The sequence below is a fragment of the Bacillus aerolatus genome (genome assembly GCF_009183655.1).
Lineage (GTDB): Bacteria > Bacillota > Bacilli > Bacillales > Domibacillaceae > Pseudobacillus > Pseudobacillus aerolatus.
In genome coordinates this window covers 307,319-326,663 of the sequence record NZ_WEIO01000003.1, presented here as the reverse complement: position 1 = coordinate 326,663, position 19,345 = coordinate 307,319, and the positions used below count along the sequence as shown (strand labels likewise).

General features: G+C 39.5%; 15 protein-coding genes. 8 read left to right on the top strand and 7 right to left on the bottom strand.

The genetic code is table 11. The annotated features are described in order from the left end of the window. The first annotated feature begins 1 nt into the window (after position 1). Together F9802_RS07590 and F9802_RS07585 are read left to right on the top strand one after the other, a co-directional pair. Positions 2-529 carry a 3-phenylpropionate/cinnamic acid dioxygenase subunit beta gene (locus F9802_RS07590; protein ID WP_152150684.1) on the top strand — a complete coding sequence of 176 codons (528 nt, stop codon included), beginning with the start codon at positions 2-4 and terminating at the stop codon, positions 527-529. 591 nt (positions 530-1,120) lie between these two features. Continuing rightward, on the top strand, positions 1,121-1,786 hold the full coding sequence (locus tag F9802_RS07585; RefSeq protein WP_152150564.1) for a DNA-binding response regulator: 666 nt from the start codon (positions 1,121-1,123) through the stop codon (positions 1,784-1,786). Between the two features lie 519 nt (positions 1,787-2,305). On the opposite strand, the gene F9802_RS07580 is transcribed toward F9802_RS07585, so the two are convergent. Then, a complete protein-coding gene (locus tag F9802_RS07580; protein WP_152150562.1) occupies positions 2,306-3,517 on the bottom strand; it encodes an MFS transporter in 1,212 nt (403 codons plus the stop codon). Positions 3,518-4,019: 502 nt separating this feature from the next. Between F9802_RS07580 and F9802_RS07575 the strand changes: the two genes are divergently transcribed. From F9802_RS07575 to F9802_RS07565, 3 genes are all read left to right on the top strand, one after another. After that, positions 4,020-5,522 carry a malate:quinone oxidoreductase gene (locus F9802_RS07575; RefSeq protein ID WP_152150560.1) on the top strand — a complete coding sequence of 501 codons (1,503 nt, stop codon included), beginning with the start codon at positions 4,020-4,022 and terminating at the stop codon, positions 5,520-5,522. A gap of 383 nt (positions 5,523-5,905) precedes the next feature. After that, on the top strand, positions 5,906-7,369 hold the full coding sequence (locus tag F9802_RS07570; RefSeq protein ID WP_152150558.1) for a protein adenylyltransferase SelO: 1,464 nt from the start codon (positions 5,906-5,908) through the stop codon (positions 7,367-7,369). Positions 7,370-7,714: 345 nt separating this feature from the next. Beyond that, positions 7,715-9,160 (top strand): DEAD/DEAH box helicase, encoded by a 1,446-nt coding sequence (locus F9802_RS07565; RefSeq protein ID WP_152150557.1) that lies wholly within the window; start codon positions 7,715-7,717, stop codon positions 9,158-9,160. 172 nt (positions 9,161-9,332) lie between these two features. Here F9802_RS07565 and F9802_RS07560 read toward each other — a convergent pair whose 3' ends face one another. Continuing rightward, on the bottom strand, positions 9,333-10,523 hold the full coding sequence (locus tag F9802_RS07560; protein ID WP_152150556.1) for a coenzyme F420-0:L-glutamate ligase: 1,191 nt from the start codon (positions 10,521-10,523) through the stop codon (positions 9,333-9,335). 120 nt (positions 10,524-10,643) lie between these two features. Between F9802_RS07560 and F9802_RS07555 the strand changes: the two genes are divergently transcribed. After that, positions 10,644-11,528: a LysR family transcriptional regulator gene (locus tag F9802_RS07555; RefSeq protein WP_152150555.1), complete on the top strand. Its 885-nt coding sequence runs from the start codon at positions 10,644-10,646 to the stop codon at positions 11,526-11,528. 142 nt (positions 11,529-11,670) lie between these two features. On the opposite strand, the gene F9802_RS07550 is transcribed toward F9802_RS07555, so the two are convergent. Further along, a complete protein-coding gene (locus tag F9802_RS07550) occupies positions 11,671-12,846 on the bottom strand; it encodes an MFS transporter (protein WP_152150554.1) in 1,176 nt (391 codons plus the stop codon). A gap of 230 nt (positions 12,847-13,076) precedes the next feature. On the opposite strand from F9802_RS07550, the gene F9802_RS07545 reads away from it, so the two are divergent. Then, the gene (locus tag F9802_RS07545) at positions 13,077-14,192 is read left to right on the top strand and encodes an NAD(P)/FAD-dependent oxidoreductase (protein WP_152150553.1); all 1,116 of its coding nucleotides are present in this window, start codon (positions 13,077-13,079) and stop codon (positions 14,190-14,192) included. Between the two features lie 243 nt (positions 14,193-14,435). Continuing rightward, entirely contained in the window at positions 14,436-15,278 is an 843-nt protein-coding gene (ypfJ, locus tag F9802_RS07540; RefSeq protein WP_152150552.1) for a KPN_02809 family neutral zinc metallopeptidase, read from the top strand. 123 nt (positions 15,279-15,401) lie between these two features. Here ypfJ and F9802_RS07535 read toward each other — a convergent pair whose 3' ends face one another. The 4 genes from F9802_RS07535 to F9802_RS07520 all read right to left on the bottom strand — a co-directional run bounded on the left by F9802_RS07535 (position 15,402) and on the right by F9802_RS07520 (position 19,205). Next, the gene (locus tag F9802_RS07535; RefSeq protein ID WP_152150551.1) at positions 15,402-16,409 is read right to left on the bottom strand and encodes a FecCD family ABC transporter permease; all 1,008 of its coding nucleotides are present in this window, start codon (positions 16,407-16,409) and stop codon (positions 15,402-15,404) included. Next, on the bottom strand, positions 16,406-17,416 hold the full coding sequence (locus F9802_RS07530; RefSeq protein ID WP_152150550.1) for a FecCD family ABC transporter permease: 1,011 nt from the start codon (positions 17,414-17,416) through the stop codon (positions 16,406-16,408). The genes F9802_RS07535 and F9802_RS07530 overlap by 4 nt, the downstream gene beginning before the upstream one ends. Before the next feature lie 70 nt (positions 17,417-17,486). Then, the gene (locus F9802_RS07525) at positions 17,487-18,410 is read right to left on the bottom strand and encodes an iron-hydroxamate ABC transporter substrate-binding protein (RefSeq protein WP_152150549.1); all 924 of its coding nucleotides are present in this window, start codon (positions 18,408-18,410) and stop codon (positions 17,487-17,489) included. A gap of 3 nt (positions 18,411-18,413) precedes the next feature. After that, complete coding sequence (locus tag F9802_RS07520) at positions 18,414-19,205, bottom strand: ABC transporter ATP-binding protein (RefSeq protein ID WP_152150548.1); 792 nt, start codon at positions 19,203-19,205, stop codon at positions 18,414-18,416. Between the last annotated feature and the right edge of the window lie 140 nt (positions 19,206-19,345).

Genomic DNA, 19,345 nt, shown 5'->3' with positions numbered 1-19,345 from the left:
CATGGAATTGCAATTTCAAAACACTCAAGTGAATTCAGAATTACAACATGAAATTACTCAATTTCTATATCATGAAGCCTATTTGTTAGACCACCATATGTACCAAGAATGGCATGATTTATTAACCGATGATATTATATACCGCATGCCGTTGCGTGTGACAACGGAAAGAAGAGATGGTTCGAATATCGTTGATGATATGACATATTTTGAAGAAACGAAAAAATCCCTTGAGACGAGGGTGAAACGGCTTTATACGAATTCCGCGTGGGTTGAAGATCCACGAACAAGGCAGAGGCATTATATCACCAACATCATGGTAAAGCCTGGTGCTAATTCTGATGAATATAACGTCCGAAGCTATTTTTACTTCAAACGCAGCAGAGCTTCCGAACATCAATTAGAAGAAATTATTGGCGAGCGGGAAGACATCATTCGGAAAGTAGATGGGCAGTGGAAGATTGCTGCAAGGACAATCATTCCTGATCAGGCAGTATTAACGGTTATGAATTTGAGTATGTTTTTGTAGAATTGCGCTATTTCGAGTCTCCCCATGGTGATGACGCGAACACCTTTTCTCTATAATCTGATCTTTGGATTCGAATTTTTTGTAAAAATTTGGATTGAGGGTGCAGAGGTATGCCGCAATCCAGATGGATTTGTCTAGAATTTTTGTCTAAATAGTTTAAAAAATGAGGTCATGCTTTTAGGAGCATGACCTCATTTTTAGCGTACCGGGGGACTGACTCTATTTTCCTTAACGGAAATAAAAATGATCAGAATGGTATTGCGTTCATATTGACAAATTTAAGAATTTTATTAAACTAAAAATAGTTCTATCCTCAAATTCTTCTCTAAATTTTCCTTTTACATTTGCTACTCCGCAAGTCTTTATTTGCTTTTTACTTTCTCCAATTGAAGCAACATTAAACCTCATTATTTCACTCACAGTAACACTCATTAATTTTAAAAATCTATCCGAAGTTCAAATGAATAAATAAATATGTATGTAAAATTTGATAGTAGAAGAAATTGAGGAAAGAACGGTTTCCAAATTCGTTAGGATTTGTTCACTAGGGTGCTGTAAAAGACATGACCATTGGATGGGAGGAAGGGTGCTATGGGATTTGAAGGTGAATACCAGGCCTTTTTGAATGCTCACTTGCAGGCGAGAACCGGCGAACGGCTGCGGCGCTTACAAGAAGGTCACAATCAGGCTGAAATGTTATTTTTGAAGCAAGTGTGGCGGCCATTATTTTACCATTTCAAGTATCTTCATCCAGAATATGAAGTCGATGATTTCAAGGATGGCAAAAGGTATTTGGATTTTGCTTATATTCGTCCCGCCATCCGGATTTGCCTTGAGGTTGACGGGTATGGCCCTCACCTAAAGAACATAAGCAGATGGCAATTTTCCGACAACCTGGAACGTCAAAACCAGTTGGTGATTGACGGATGGACCGTGATCCGCTTTTCTTATGACCAGGTTAACGAGCAGCCTCGTCGATGTCAACAGATTGTTCAGCAAGTGATTGGCCAATGGCTGGGTGATGAACTGGATCAGACATCTCTGTCCTTTGTCGAAAAGGAAGTGCTGAGGCTAGCGATTCGAAAAGGAGAAACTATATCCCCTAAAGAAGTCGAGAAGTATTTAAAGCTAAGTGACAAGACAGTAAAAAAGGTACTTTCTCAACTAGTCGATAAAAAGATGCTGATTCCCTCATCTGGGATCAAGAGGGTCCGCTCTTATCGGTTGGGGGATCAGGTTAAGCACCCGATCAAATAAATAGACGGAAAAATTTCGCTTAATTAGTAAATAAAATTAAAAAATAGACTAAATAGACAGAGAGAATCCGCCTATTGACTCGAAAAAGGTGAAAATGGGGGATTTTGCTTTGTATAATCGGAAAACCTCCGCTTATTTACCCCGAAACGAGCTCTATTCTGCATCTAACCGAAAAACCTTCGCTTATTTTACCTTCACTGGTTACTTAATTAAGGACAAGAATTCTTATTTAAAAGGAAGTGAGTTGAAAACCATTGCGGGACGGGATCTGATTTTAGCATTCATAGTCCGAGAAAACCTCATTTAGATGCGTTACGGGGAACCGTATCATAAGTAAATGAGGTATTATTTTAGTTATTGTAACGAATTATCATTTTCTTGTGCCCACTTTTTAGAACTAACTTAATTTCACAGTAAAGTTGTTGATTTAGTATGTTCTAAAAATACTAAGGATTGTTAAAGAAAAGAAATTAACCTTGGTATGTTGATTTCTTTTCTTATAATTGCCTAGATTATCATTTAACTTATTTTTTCTTTCAACTCAAATTGTGTTTTCCGTTTTCTAAACTGAAAAAAGTAAATTGCCGTCATGGTAAGTGACATTGTGCCAAAGGTGACGGACATTTGTTGCAGCCTCATTATATCCAATAAAAATCCAGTAATTATTAAGGCAACTTGTAAAATAAACCCATCGAGCATAATTCGAAAGGAGAAAAATCTACCGTGAAAGTCTTTCGGTACGCTCGTTTGAAAAATGGTAGCAACTGTTGGAAAAAAGGCTCCGACAGAAAACCCAAATAGAAGAAAGACAATGATCGACAAAACTGGAATTTGTGCAAAATAGAGTAACAATTGTGATAAACCAATGACGAATGAACAGAGAAATAATATTGTATAAGATGAGCATTTATGGCTAATTTGTTTTACAGAAAAAGCACCTAAAATGAATGCAATTGCTTCTGCTGTATAAATCCACCCTTTGATCGATGCGCTGCTTTGTAGTTCACTAATATTTATTATGATGAGATTAAATCCTCCGAGAAAGAAAAGGGGAACAAATGATAGCATTAATGTCATCAAGACAATTGGTCGTTCTTTAATAACCGGAAAGACATCTTTAAAACCTGTTCTTGGTGAATGCATATCTCCTAAAATTGTTTTCTCTTTTTTTGAGTCATTAATTGTTAAAAAGCACGTCAGAATAAATAATCCTAAATAGGCAACAAATGAAAAGAAATAAAGCATAGATAGAGAGATGATTACTAACAAAATTCCTGCTGACGCTGTTCCGATTATCCGAGACACTGAAGAAACATTCATAAACATACCATTTACCTGCAACAAATCTTTTTCCTTGACGACAAGAGGAATTGTTGCCTGCAAAGCTGGAAAATAGAACGCAGCACAAATTTCAATAAGGATAAGAAAAATAATCATCCACCATAGAGACCCCGTTTGAATTGCAATGAACATAAAAATAACGCTTATTGTTCGAGCAAATCCAGATACGAGCATAATAGTTTTTTTACGCATCTGATCAACGACCCGACCTGCTAATGGCCCTACAGCAAGGCCGGCTAGTAATCCAATTGCTAGAATAATGGCTTTTAAGAAATCAGAAGGAACTTTAGCCTGCATAAACTCAAGATTTCCAATGATTCCAAGCCATAACCCCACACCGGCAATAAATTCCCCGATTAGGAGAATCCACACGTTTTTATTATTCCACATGACAGCAACCTCACGTTCTTTATTTTTAAAAATAAGCAATTACTGATAATGATTTTCATTATTAAATATAATAGCAGATAATAAATAAAATAATAATGGAGGAAGGACAAAAATGTTTATTCAATTAAAAACGATTACAGGCAAAGGGCAATGCTAAGAAAATGCCTGGAAAGCTTGGGAAACAAGTGATGTTGGCCTTGAGAACCCATTGTGCCAACAGAGGCAAACCAGCGCCTCAGCCTTTGCAAGAAGCTAGGCTAGGGCTTTATGGAAGGACTTTTCACTTTTTATCAGCTTTTAAATAGCTTATATTTATCATATAATAGTGATATTTTAATCTATCAATAAAAGTGATATACTATAAGTAAAAGTGATATACTATATTCAATTATAATTGATACAGAAAAGGTGTGTGATCAGGTCGCGCCTTGGCTTGCTTATGACGCCTAAGAAGGAGCGACTATATCTTTTCTGCAAATCTTAGGGGATAAGGAAGGGTAAAATGAGCAACAGAGAAAATAAAACAGACGTCATCTTAATTGGTGCCGGAATCATGAGCGCGACTTTAGGTACACTTCTGAAAGAATTAGCACCGGACTGGAACATTACAGTGTTTGAGAAGCTTGACGAAGCAGGAGAGGAAAGCTCTAACGCGTGGAATAATGCGGGGACAGGGCATGCGGCACTGTGCGAGCTTAACTACACAGTTGAAAAATCAGACGGATCCGTAGATATTAGCAAAGCGATAAAAATTAATGAACAGTTTCAAGTTTCAATGCAGTTTTGGTCTTATCTTGTAAATAGTAAGTTGATCAATAATCCACAGGACTTTATCATGCCATTACCTCATATTAGTATGGTACAAGGGGAACAAAATGTCGCGTTTTTAAAGAAACGCTTTGAGGCGCTGTCAAAAAATCCTCTTTTCAAAGGGATGGAATTTTCCGATGACCCAGCAAAACTGATGGAATGGATTCCGCTTATTATGCAAGACCGTCCAGCGGATGAAGCCATCGCAGCAACAAAAATCGACACTGGCACAGACGTTAACTTTGGTGCTTTAACATGTATGCTATTTGACCACTTAAAAACTCAAAACGTCGATATCAATTACAAACATAGTGTCGAAAGCATTAAACGTACTAAAGACGGCTTATGGGAAGTAAAAGTCCACGATATCGATGGCTGTAAAGCGGAATACCATACTGCAAAATTCGTCTTCCTTGGAGCGGGGGGAGGAAGCTTGGAGTTACTACAAAAATCAGGTATTCCTGAAGGGAAACACATTGGTGGATTCCCGATTAGCGGGTTATTCCTGTCATGTAAAAATCAAGAAGTTGTGGAGCAGCATCATGCAAAAGTATACGGAAAAGCTAAAGTTGGTGCTCCACCAATGTCTGTTCCGCACCTTGACACACGCTATATCGATAACAAAAAATCATTGCTATTTGGACCGTTCGCCGGCTTCTCGCCTAAGTTCTTAAAAAACGGTTCAAATATGGATTTAATTGCTTCTGTAAAACCGCATAATATTACAACGTTATTGGCGGCAGGGATTAAAGAGATGGCGTTGACAAAATATCTGATCCAACAACTCATGTTATCGAAAGAACAGCGCATGGAAGAGTTACGTGAGTTTATCCCGAACGCTAAAAGCGAGGATTGGGATATTGTAGTTGCTGGCCAACGTGTACAAGTTATTAAAGACACTGAAGCGGGCGGCAAAGGAACGCTTCAATTTGGTACGGAAGTTGTAAGTGCGGCTGATGGCTCGATCGCAGCATTACTAGGCGCTTCTCCGGGTGCTTCTACTGCCGTTCACGTTATGCTTGAGGTAATTAAAAAATGCTTCCCGCAACATGTGAAAGAGTGGGAACCGAAAATCAAAGAAATGATCCCTTCTTATGGCGTGTCACTAATGCAAAACCCGGAGCTTCTGCATGAAATTCATAATTCAACAGCAGAGACGCTTGGTCTAAGCGAAAAAGAGCCGGTTTATAGTTAATTCTTTGGATATGAATGCTCCCCCACTTTGCAAAGCTTGAAGTGGGGGTTTCTAACGTGTCGACCCATGAAAAGCAGAAATAACTATTGGCACAAATAAATTGAAAAGTAAGCAAGATAAAATGATCGACAAAAATAGACTTAAAAGAAGAAGCAGGAACCCATTAAGGGTATCTGCTTCTTCTTTAAATTTAGGGACAGTGACAGGCAATCACTTTACTTTAAAGGACGCATCCTTGTGTGGAAAGTGTATAATAAGTTGGAAGAAGTAGACATTAAAAAGAGACTGCATGATGTTTTTATGAAATGTAGACAACTAAACATGCTTATAATTTTTGTTTCATAAACAGAAAACACTATTATATAAAAAGAAAAGGAGAAGCTATGACAAAGAGTAAAGAAACAGGGTGGAACTTAGACAACAGTTATGCTCGTCTGCCAGGATTATTTTTTTCCAGCACGAATCCAACTCCTGTACGATCACCGAAGTTGGTCATTCTAAATAACAAGTTAGCAGAGTCTCTTGGTTTGAACGTTCAGGCACTGCAAAGCGAAGACGGCGCAGCGGTGTTTGCTGGAAACGAGATTCCCGAGGGTGCTTCGCCTCTTGCTCAAGCTTACGGAGGGCATCAATTCGGGCATTTTAACATGTTAGGGGATGGTCGAGCGGTGCTGCTAAGCGAGCAGATCACTCCTCGAGATGAGCGGGTTGATATTCAGCTTAAGGGTTCAGGTAGAACGCCATACTCTCGCGGAGGCGATGGCCGGGCGGCACTTGGACCGATGCTGCGTGAATACATCATTAGCGAAGCCATGTATGCGCTTGGTATTCCTACGACCCGCAGCCTGGCCGTGGTGACAACTGGTGAGTTAGTCATCCGCGAAACCAAGCTGCCTGGTGCCATTTTGACCCGTGTGGCTGCCAGTCATCTGCGCGTCGGTACCTTTCAATACGTTGCACAATGGGGCACAGCCCGGGAACTCCGGATCTTGGCTGACTATGCACTCCATCGCCATTTTCCAGAAGTTGAAGCCGGTGAGAACCAATATCTTTCACTGCTTCAAGAAGTGGTCAAGCGTCAGGCTGAGCTTATTGCCAAGTGGCAGCTTGTTGGTTTTATTCATGGGGTGATGAACACCGATAACATGACTATTAGCGGAGAAACCATTGATTATGGTCCTTGCGCCTTCATGGATACCTATGACCCAGCAACCGTATTCAGTTCCATTGACATTCAAGGCCGCTATGCCTATGGCAATCAGCCGGTTATTGGCGGGTGGAATCTTGCGCGATTTGCTGAAGCCCTATTGCCGCTGCTGCATGATGATGAAGAGCAGGCTGTCGAATTGGCCCAGGATAAGATTTCTGATTTTACTAAGTTGTATCACTCTAATTGGGTCGCGGGAATGAGAGCAAAGCTAGGGATATTTAATGAAGAGGCAGAGGATGAAGCCCTGATTAAAGAATTGCTAAGTGTGATGAAGAAGCATCGCGCGGACTATACGAATACTTTCCGTGCATTAACTTTTGATACGCTAGAGGATACGGCTCTGCTTGGAACCCCGGAATTCACTGAATGGCATGAGCGCTGGCAGACAAGACTAGGCAGGCAGCAGGAATCGAAAGACTCCTCGAATCAGTTGATGCGGAACAGCAATCCTGCGCTAATCCCACGAAACCACCGGGTAGAAGAGGCACTAGAAGCGGCAGTAGAACAAGGAGACTATAGCGTGATGGAACGGCTTTTGGAGATGCTGTCAAACCCTTATGCGCACTCCGCCGAACAAGCTGAGTACTCCACACTGCCTGCGTCAACAATCCCTTACCGAACCTTTTGCGGTACATGATACAGAAGCATTAGAGACGGCTCTTTCTGCTTTTCTCAATCAAGTTGACGCCTCGTCATGGTTTATTACTCGTACAAAATAATGCTGCCCCTTTCTTGTGGCAGCATTATTTTATTTTATGATTTCTGGATAGGCTACACTTAGTTGGACAGAAAAGTTAAGGTCAAATAGACTGCAGATCATACAGTTGAGAAGAATCTACGGCGAAGCAACAAAATTTCTATAGGTTTTGTATGTATGACTGGCATTTCAAGTATAATGAACCCAGTCAGGTTCTGCATATGATATTTCTTTTTAAGGAATTTTGTAAATAAGTCAAATAATATAAAAAACGAGGTTAAATACATGAGTGAAAGAAGTTTTGATGATTATAATTTAGGCGATGAAATAAAGAGAGCTCTTGCTGTGTTAAAGTATGAAACGCCTACAGAGGTTCAAAGCGAAGTCATACCAAGAGCATTGGGAAATCAGGACCTCGTGGTGAAATCTCAAACGGGCAGTGGCAAGACGGCATCTTTTGGTATCCCTGTTTGCGAGATGATTGAATGGGAGGAAAAAAAGCCACAGGCATTAATTCTTACGCCAACTCGAGAGCTTGCCGTTCAAGTTCGAGAGGATTTAACGAATATTGGGAGGTTCAAAAGGATTAAAGCCATGGCGGTTTATGGCAAAGAACCTTTTACAAAACAAAAAGAAGAGTTGAAACAAAAAACCCATATAGTCGTCGGTACACCTGGGCGTGTGATGGATCATATTGAAAGAGAAACATTAATTTTAGACCAAATAAACTACCTTATTATAGATGAAGCTGATGAAATGCTTAACATGGGTTTTGTCGAAGAAGTAGAAGCTATAATAAAACAACTTCCTTTAAACAGAGTAACGATGTTATTTTCCGCTACATTGCCTAAAGATATTGAAAATCTCTGCCATAAATATATGGAAAATCCTGTTAATATTCAAATTGCTTCTGCAGGGATCACTACGAGTGCGATTGAACATAGTGTAATTGAGGTGAAAGAAGAAGAAAAGATGTCATTGCTTAAAAACGTTACAGTTGTTGAAAACCCGGACAGCTGTATTATTTTCTGCAGAACTAAAGAACATGTCGACACAGTGTTTTCCGAATTGGAAGAATCCAGCTATTCTTGTGAAAAACTCCACGGGGGACTAGAACAAGAAGATCGATTTGCGGTTATGGATGGCTTCAAAATGGGGAATTTCCGTTATCTCGTGGCGACCGATGTGGCCGCGAGGGGGATCGATGTTGATAATGTAACGCTTGTGATCAACTATGACGTTCCGGTGGAAAAAGAGAGCTATGTTCACCGAACAGGCAGAACCGGGCGTGCTGGTAATAAAGGAAAAGCGATTACACTTGCGACACCTTATGAAGGCAAACTCCTTAAAGCAATTGAAAAATACATTGGCTTTGAGATACCTGTAAGGGAAGCACCGACACAGCAGGAAGTAGCTGGCGGAAAAAACGCTTTCGAGGAAAAAGTCAGTGGTCGCCGGGTCGTGAAAAACAATAAAACTGCACGAATAAACAAGGATATCATGAAACTTCATTTCAACGGCGGAAAAAAGAAGAAGCTTCGAGCTGTAGATTTTGTTGGAACGATTGCGAAAATTCCTGGAGTAACAGCAGATGATATTGGTATTATTACCATTCAGGATAATTTGTCCTATGTTGATATTCTTAATGGGAAAGGGTCATTAGTCTTACAAGCTATGGAAGAAACAACAATCAAAGGAAAGAAGATTAAAGCTAGCAAGGCAATTAAGTGATTATATCCTCAACGTGGGCTAAATCGATAAGCGGGTATAACCATCTAAAATAGAAAGAGAAGCATAATTATGCTAGAGTTTCGTCGTTATCCCCGATATGAAGAACCGTATCATAATTAAATGATACGGTTTATTTTTTATATACAATTATCTAATCAATGAATGATTACTATTATTTCGTATAGTTATCAAAATAACCTTGTATAAAGACAATAGGTGTCCCTTTATCTCCGCTTCCTGAAGTCAAATCGGATAAAGAACCGATAAGATCAGTAAGTTTTCTAGGTGTAGTACCTTGTGCTTCCATTGATCCCACAAGATCAGAATCTTTATTGTTAATGAACTGAGAGATAGCTTGTTTCAGTTCTTCGCCTCTTAAATCAGCAAAGTTATTGTCAGCAAGATATTTTAACTTCACTTCATTAGGTGTACCATCAAGACCTGATGTGTAAGCTGGTGATACAACTGGGTCAGCTAGTTCCCATATTTTGCCTACTGGGTCTTTGAATGCTCCATCTCCATACACCATGACCTCAACATTTTTTCCAGTCTTTTCTTTGAGCATGTGCTGGATGTTATCAACGATAGGCTGGCAATTACGTGGGAAAAGTTTAACACTATCTTCTGTTGATTTATTTGAGCCCAGCAGGCCGTAATCTTCATTACAGCCACTGCCATCAATAGACTCCGATAATATGTTATCGAGGCTATAAATTTTCTCGCCGCCATTTGCTTTCAGTATTTTCTTCGTTCTAAATCTTGTATGGATATCGCAAGTAAGAACACTTTTTGTGTAATTTAAAATGGTTTTTGCATTATTTGAGAAGATCACTTCACATTCAATACCGCATTCCTCAACTAACGATTTATAGTAATCAATATAATCAACACCAGTAAAAGTATGTTTATTATATCCAAAATGATCACGGAATTGTTTTTCTGTTAAAACATCTGTCCAAGGGTTAACTCCCTTTTCATCAAGCATGTCTATATCCACTAAGTGATTGCCAACTTCATCAGATGGATAGCTAAGCATTAATACAATTTTTTTAGCTCCTTTTGCAATACCACGGAGACAGTTTGCAAAGCGATTACGGCTTAAGATAGGAAATATTACTCCAACAGTATCTTCTCCAAATTTGGAACGAACGTCTTTAGCAATATGATCAATAGTCGCATAATTACCTTGAGCACGGGCAACGATTGATTCTGTTAATGTAACGATATCTTTATCATTAATGTTAAAGCCTTCAGCTTCTGAAGCTTTTAGCACACTATCTACAACAATTTCCTCGATATTATCACCTTGATTTATGATTGGGCAACGAAGACCTCTAACAACCGTTCCGACTACTCTTTCCAATATAATCGCTCCTTATAATTGTAAAAGTTAATTTTAATTAAGTATCTCCTTGTAATATACATTAGTTTAATGATATAAGTAAAATTAATATATCGAATGGTAGATATAAGGGGTGATTATATGGTAAGTAAATTAGATTTATATAAAGTATTTTGTAAGGTAGGAAAAAGTGAAAGTTTTTCTAAGGCAGCAAAAGATCTTTATATGACACAACCAGCTGTTAGTCAAGCGATCATGCAATTAGAAAGAGAATTAGATATACGTCTTTTTAATAGAACACCTAAAGGGGTATCATTAACAAATGAGGGTAGTCTTCTATTTGAATATGTTCATTCGGCTATTAGTTTAATTGATGTTGGAGAAGAAAAGATTTTAGAGTTTAAGAATTTAACGACAGGGGAATTAAAGATAGGTGTAGGAGATACCATTTCTAGGTTTTTTTTACTTCCTTATTTAGAAGCTTTTCATAATAGATATCCAAATATTAAGTTTAAGATTGTTAATGGTACAACATTAGAGCTCTGTTCTCTATTAAAATCAGGAGAAGTTGATATTGCAATTTGTAATTTTCCGCTTGATGACCCTACATTAGAACTAATATCATGCATCGATATCCATGACATTTTCGTTTGTGGGGAGAAATATAAGAATATATTATCTAAACCATTAAGTCTTCATGAAGTAGTAAAACTGCCATTAATATTACTTGAACCAAAATCAAATTCCAGAAAGTATGTAGAGGATTATATGATATCTAGAGGTATAAAGATTTCGCCAGAATTTGAATTAGGCTCACATGATTTATTATTGGAGTTTGCTAAAATAAATCTAGGGATAGCATGTGTGACTAAAGAATTTTCCCAAGAGTATTTAAATAAAGGATTATTGTATGAAGTGCAAATAATTGAAGAAATACCAAAGAGAAGTATAGGAGTATGTTTTTTAAAAAGTGTGCCTCTCTCACCAGCTTCAACAAAATTTGTTGAGATAATAGAAAGTAAATAGGTATAAAATATTTTTTCAATTACAATTGGGGAATGATTACTTGTGTCATTTTAAAAAAGTAAATATAAAACCAGCTCAAAATAATGAACTGGTTTTTATCGTTGTGATTAGAATGTAGTAATGTCTTTTTTTGCTGATTGATTTATAACGTGTCTGGATGAAGACTTTTCGAGAGTGCAGCAGAATATATTCTATACAAGAGAAAGGCAACGACGGATAATAATATTCCTGAAAGGTAAGGCAAGCCAATGGTGATAGAAAAGAGCCAACCGCCTAATGGAGGGCCGATAATCCTTCCGAATGAATCAAAGGAAGATAAAAGTCCTGTTGTACTGCCATGTCCTGTTTTTGACGTTTTCGTTAATAAGGAAGAAACACTCGGGCGAATAACGCCGTTCCCAATTCCAAAAATCGTTAAATAAATAGCCGCAGTTGTAAAACTTTCAACGAATAAAATAAGCAAGAAGCCTATAGCCGAAATAACAATCCCAATTTGAATGACAAATCCTTCGCCAAATCTTTTCGTTAGCCTTCCAACTAATCCACCTTGCACAATTGCTCCAGCTAATCCCATAATCATAAAAATATAGCCTAGCTGTACTGGTCCTAAACCGGCTTTTTCAGCGGCAAAATAAGCAAAGGTTGCTTCTAAACCGGATAATGATAAAGAGATAAATAATTGCAAGAAAAACAAAATTGATGTTGGGCCATTAAGTGTTTCTCTTAGTGTGGTTTTTCGCCTGGAAAGTCCGTTCCTGTTTTCCGGAGTTAATGATTCCTTTAAGATAAGCATAACTAGGAAAAGCGTAAGCAGGGAAGAAGCTCCTGCAATGTAAAAAGGCATATTTAAACTATTCTGTGAAAAAATGCCGCCAATCGCTGGCCCCAAAACAAAGCCTAGACCGACAGCTGCGCCAATAATACCCATCCCTTTTCCGCGATCTTCTTCTGTTGTAATATCCGCTGCATATGCCATTACAGTTGGCATATTGGCGGAGGATAAAATGCCGCCAATGATTCTCGCGGCGAAAAGCATCCAAAGCTGCGAAGACACTGCCATTAAGAAAAAAGAGAGAGCAAGTCCTAAAATGCCAATCATCATCACAGGCTTCCGGCCCATTCGATCGGAAATCCGTCCCCACATTGGAGCAAAGAGAAGTTGCATTAGTGAATAAACGGCCATTAATAATCCTAATTGTGCAGGTGAAGCGCCCATTTCTTCAGCATAGAAAGGCAACACAGGAATAATAATTCCGAACCCCACCATGACGAGGAACATGACAACGAATAAGATAGGTAATGCTTTTTTTGTTTCCAAAATTAAGTTCACTCCAGTTTATTAGCTATTTCTTCTTTAAGAATAATATAAATAATAAGTATTTGCGAATAGTCAACTACTTGAATAAGTATGTACTTTTTTATACAAATATTCAGTTTTAAAGTGTCCTTATTAAGTATGAACAAGAAAGCCGGTAAACACTCACTTTGAGTCCTATCAATAACTCCTGTAAAATGAATGCATGAAATTTACTCGAAAAAGGTGTTTATATGAAAGAATTTATTGTAATTGGCGCGGGGATTTTAGGTGCGTCGACAGCGTACCATTTAGCGAAAGCAGGAGAAACTGTGACTGTAGTCGACCGTCATGATCTCGGACAGGCGACAGATGCTGCTGCCGGAATCATTTGTCCGTGGTTGTCCCAGCGGCGGAACAAAGCGTGGTATGCGCTCGCAAAAGGTGGAGCGGCGTATTATGCCTCACTCATTGAGCAGCTTGAAGAGGACGGAGAAACCGAAACAGGGTATCAACAAGTAGGAGCGATTAGTCTGCATACGGATGCCGGCAAGCTCGGTAAAATGGAAGAGAGAGCGCTTAAAAGACGTGAAGGCGCGCCTGAAATTGGCGATATTCGTCAACTGACGCCAGCTGAAACATCGGCATTGTTCCCGCCTTTATGTAAGGATTACGGATCGGTTCACATTAATGGAGCGGCGCGCGTCAATGGACGCGCATTGCGACAAGCGCTTGTAAATGCGGCAAAAAAGCACGGCGCTGCATTTATACATGGTTCCGCAGAGCTGGAGCATACAGACAACCAAGTAACCGCCGTCCGAGTTGGAGACCAGCAGTACGCCGCGGATTATGTCATTGTAACAGCAGGAGCATGGGCGGACGAGCTTTTAGCACCACTCGGACTTAACCTTCAACTGACATCACAGAAAGCGCAAATTGTTCATCTTCAGCTCGAAAACACACAAACCGGCAAGTGGCCAGTAGTCATGCCGCCAAATGATCAATATATTCTCGCGTTTGATAAAGGTCAAGTGGTGATTGGGGCAACGCATGAAAATAATATGCATTTTGACCGGCGTGTGACGGCTGGGGGCTTACATGAGGTCTTTGACAAAGCATTATCCGCAGCACCAGGATTAGCTGATGGTACGTTCGTGGAAGCACGTGTCGGGTTTCGACCCTTTACACCGAACTTTCTTCCGATTATCGGAGAGGTGCCAGGTTATAAAGACCTTCTTTTGGCAAATGGACTTGGCGCTTCAGGATTAACTGTTGGACCATTTCTTGGTGCACAGCTCGCAAAATTAGTCCTCGGAGAAACGGTTGATATCGATCTCGAGCTGTATGACGTGGCAGGGGCTATTGACTAGTGACATTCAAAATGAAATATTAGTTCAACGATACATGATACATCGCTTTTCTTCCAATACTTGATCAAAGAGAGATCGAACTGGGCGTGTCTTTAGACGTGTCAATGGTTCGATTTTTTCTTTTTTTGATAAAAAAATATACATGCGAGCTTAAATAAATCTACCAATCTCGGGTATAACACTAATGACATAAGTACATTCTTTGTAGTCAATCACTTCAAATGTTACTAGGGAGGAAACACGATGCAATGGAAAGGAAGAAGAGGAAGCTCGAACGTTGAGGACCGGAGGGGAATGGGAGGTAAAACAATCATTGGGGGCGGGCTCGGTGGTTTAGTCCTCTTACTTATCTTTACTTTTCTTGGCGGCGATCCGGGAGAACTGCTGAACAATTTGCAGACTACGGATTCTGACAATTCCGTCCCTTACGAGGAAACGGAACAGGAGAGAGAGCTCTCACAATTTGTATCTGTCGTCCTTGCAGATACAGAGGAGGTGTGGACTGAAATTTTCCGGAAGGAAGGCTTAGTTTACGAAGAGCCGACCCTCGTATTGTACACAGGCAGCGTTCAGTCCGCTTGTGGGGTATCCGGTTCATCGGCAGGGCCGTTTTATTGTCCGGGTGATCAAAAACTTTACATCGACTTGAGTTTCTATGATGAACTCCAACGAAACTTTCAGGCTCCTGGGGACTTTGCGATGGCTTATGTAATCGCTCACGAAGTCGGACACCATGTGCAGACTCTTTTGGGAACCAGTGAGAAAATCATGCCCCTTCGTCAAAGGCTCAGCGAAGAGGAGTTCAATAAATATCTTGTCCGCTTTGAATTACAGGCCGACTATTTAGCAGGTGTTTGGGCTCATCACGCTCAAGGAATGAATTTGCTGGAAGAGGGTGATCTCGAAGAAGCCTTAAATGCAGCGAGCGCTGTCGGTGATGATACTATTCAAAAAAAGGCAAGAGGGTATGTTGTACCTGAAAGTTTCACACATGGGACTTCCGAGCAGAGGAAGCGATGGTTTTATAAGGGATTCCGATCCGGCAATTTAGACGGAGGAGATACTTTTAATGCACGAGATCTGTAAAGGTACAAGAAGAGGAGCTTCGTTTGCGGCTTTTGCCAGTCATTCAAACTAATACGGTCATATAAAATGCCTGTCACTCAAACAATTAACAATTGTTTGAGTGACAGGCATTTTTCTTTATTCTTATTTTTTCAGTAATAAATACATAAAGTATGGCGCACCGATTAATGCGACTATGATGCCTGCTGGAATCCCATCAGGTTCAACTAAGTTACGTCCAATTGTATCTGCAAGTAAGAGAAGCCATCCACCAATCAGAATAGCGACAGGGATAAACAATTGATTTCTAGGACCTACTAAAGCTTTTGCTATATGGGGAGCCATTAGCCCGACAAAGGTAATGCCTCCTGTGACAGAAACGGCAGCAGCTGCCAGCGCAACAGCCGTTAAAAGTAATACGATCCGTTCCTTTTCAATCGATACACCGACACCGATGGCCGTAGGTTCGCTTAGCCCAAGGAGATTTAATCGATTTGCTTTGTATAAAGTAAATGGAACAAGTATAACTAACCATGGTAGGATAGCCAAAATAAAAGGCCAATCGGTACCCCAAATGTTTCCAGATAACCATTTGACGATAAAATCCACTTTTGAACGTTCAGCAGATGAAATAAGTACAATCATTGCCCCGGAGAGCGCCATTGAAAACCCGACTCCAACGAGTACTAATTTTACCGGTTGAAGGCCTTCATTTCTATTATATGAAAAAATATATATTACACCTGCAGTGATTAAAGCACCGACAAAAGCGACAAGCGGAAGCAAATACACAAATGAACCTGCTTTTATAGGGAAAAACAAAAAGAAAACGGCAATGGCTACACCTGCCCCAGAGTTAATACCGATAATACCAGGATCAGCTAAATCATTTCGTGTGATGCCTTGTAAAATAGCACCGGATAATGCAAGTGCCATGCCCGCCAACAGTGTAATAATGATTCGTGGTAACCGAATAGAAAATAAAACAAATTCCTCTTTAAACGTACCTTGGCCGAGAAGGGTTGGAATGAGTCTGTCATAAGATAGAGAGGAGTAGCCCAAACCCGTTCCAATAACGACCGTAATCGTAATAAGTGCTAGTAGAATACATAAAGACATTCGCTGTTTCCTTATTAAAGCTGGCTCAATCATGAGAATGCTTTGCCTCCTTTACGTACGATTAACAGGAAGAAAGGTAAACCTATCATCGCAACAATGGCTACTACAGGTGTTTCGTATGGAGCATTAATTGTACGACCGAGTGTATCGGCCAAAAGCATAAAAGTGGCTCCTAAAATGGCTGACATTGGTATGATAAAGCGGTAATCAGTTCCAACAATTGCACGAACGATATGAGGAACCATTAAACCGATAAAGGCCATATTCCCAACAAGTGCGACAGAAGCACCAGCAAGTAGAATAATGACAATAAAAAGAATTGTTTTTATTTGTGTCGTCTTTTGACCTAATCCAACGGCTACTTCTTCGTTTAAACTAAGAATGGTAAGCTGCCTTGAGAGAGAAAGAGACACAAGTATACCTATTAAAATAAATGGGACAATTACTCGAAGCTGCCCCCATGAAGTTCCGATCAATCCTCCTGCCGTCCACATAGATACGTCTTTTGAAACTTTAAAGTAAATACCAATACCTTCTGCGATAGCGTACAGAAAGGCGGAAACAGCAGCGCCAGCTAATACAATGCGAAGAGGAGAAAAGCCGCCTTTTTTCATTGCACCAATGCCGAAAACCATAATGGCTCCGGCAGCCGCTCCAATAAAACAAGCAATCATAATACCGAAGTAATTCGCTGAAGGGATAAAGGCAATCGTAATTGCTAGTGCCGCATTTGCACCGGCAGTTAGTCCAAGTAAGCCTGGATCAGCAAGTGGATTTCTCGTCATCCCTTGCATAATTGCCCCGGAAATTGCTAGTGCAGCGCCAACAAAAATCCCCGCAACTTCGCGTGGTAAGCGTATTTCACGAATGATAGAAATTTTATCGCCTGTAGCATCGGAAGTAAGTGCCAGCCACACATCTTTGACAGTAGTATCTGCTGCCCCAAAAATACAAGCAACAATAAACATACCGACAAATGCAATGATCCCTGCAATCAGTTTATATACAAATCGGATAGAAAGTTGATTTTCTGTAGTCATTAGTCCCTCATCTTTTCTTTTATAGAATAAAGGAAGGGGAATTCTTAAAATAAGAATTCCCCTCGTCGTGTTAGTTACCTAGAAAGCTTTTCATAAAGTAGTCTAGTTGGAAATCTAACGTTATTGGATCATTAAAGTAGAACTCTTTCGCATTGACTTCAAATAGTTGATTGTTTTTAACAGCTGGGATGTTTTTGTACGTCTCTGTTTTTTGGAATGAATTATCAGTGTCTTGGTTTTTACTAAAGATGACGTAGTCTCCGGCAAACTCAGGAAGAACTTCTAATGATAATGCATAGTAACCATCTTTCAGAGCCATTTCTTTTACTTTTTCGGGCATTTTTAATTTCATTTCTTGGTAAAGAATTTCTGTGCCGCGTCCCCAGTTATCGCCGAATACGTAAAGTTGTTTGTCAAAGTTTTCGATGACAGAAACAGTTGTGTCTTCACCGATTTTTGCTTTAATATCTTTTCCAGCTGTTTGTGCACGCTTTTTGAAATCATCGATCCAGGCTTGTGCTTCTTTTTCTTTATTTAAAAGTTTACCGATCTCTAAGTGTTGGGTTAAATAATCTACTTTTCCGTATGTATACGTTACTGTAGGAGCAATTTCACTTAATTTATCAATGTTTTTAATATTGGATAAACCAATAATTAAATCTGGTTCTAATTCAATAATTTTTTCTAAGCTTTCATCCGATACTTCTTCAACATCTTTTAATTTATCATTAAAACGGGGGTTCATTTTAGACCATGAATCTACCCCAACGAGATTTACGTCTAAAGCCATGACGTTACCTGCGAAAGAAGAAAGTACGACAACGCGCTGCGGGTCAGCAGGAACTTCGATTGGTCCGTTTTCAGATTCGTATGTGATCGTTCCTGATTTGTTTTTATCTGTAGTTGAGTTGTTCTCTTTTTCTGTTGCTCCGCTGCTGCACGCACTAATCATTAATACGAATAGCAGGAAGAATGGGATCAATAATTTCTTCATTTTTTATGCTCCTTTTAATAAATTGTATGTGATACACATTGGTTTGTTTGTTCGAGGATCTAGCCCGATTTCAGCATCAATATGAAATACTTTTTTCAGCACATCGCGATTTATCACTTCTTCACAATCTCCCGCTTTCACTATTTCTCCATCTTTTAAAGCGATAATATAGTCAGCGAAACGAGCAGCCTGATTTAAATCATGAAGGACCATGACAATCGTGCGTTCCTGTTCTATGTTTAGCTTTTGCAAAAGTTCTAAAACTTCTAGTTGATGTGCCATATCTAAATAAGTCGTAGGTTCATCAAGAAAGATAATTTCAGTTTCTTGTGCAAGGGCCATCGCAATCCAAACGCGTTGACGTTGGCCTCCTGATAGAGCATCTACAGGACGGAACTTAAAGTCTTTTGTTCCGGTGACTTCAAGTGCCCAATCAATGACTTCATAATCTTTTTTCGTTAAGCGTCCGAAGCCTTTTTGATAGGGAAAGCGGCCATAGGATACTAGCTCACCGACTGTTAATCCGCTTGCACTTTCTGGTGTCTGTGGAAGAATCGCCATTTTTTTAGCGAGTATTTTTGTGCTTTCTTTTGAAATATTTTCTCCGTCTAATATGACTGTTCCAGATTGGTGTGAAATAATACGAGTCATAGCTTTCAATAATGTAGATTTTCCGCAGCCATTCGAACCGATAATTGTGGTAATTTTATTATCTGGAATTTCTACGTTGAGATCTTTCACAATTAAACGTTCACCGTAGCTAATATTTAGACCATCTGTATATAGGCGAACCATGATTTAACCTCCATTTGATAAGAACTAGGAAAAATTATTGATAATGATTATCATTTTCGACCTAATGATTACTATAGTGTGACCTATTTCTATTGTCAACAGTTATTTTTATTGTAAAAACAAAGGAAAAGGCGTATAGT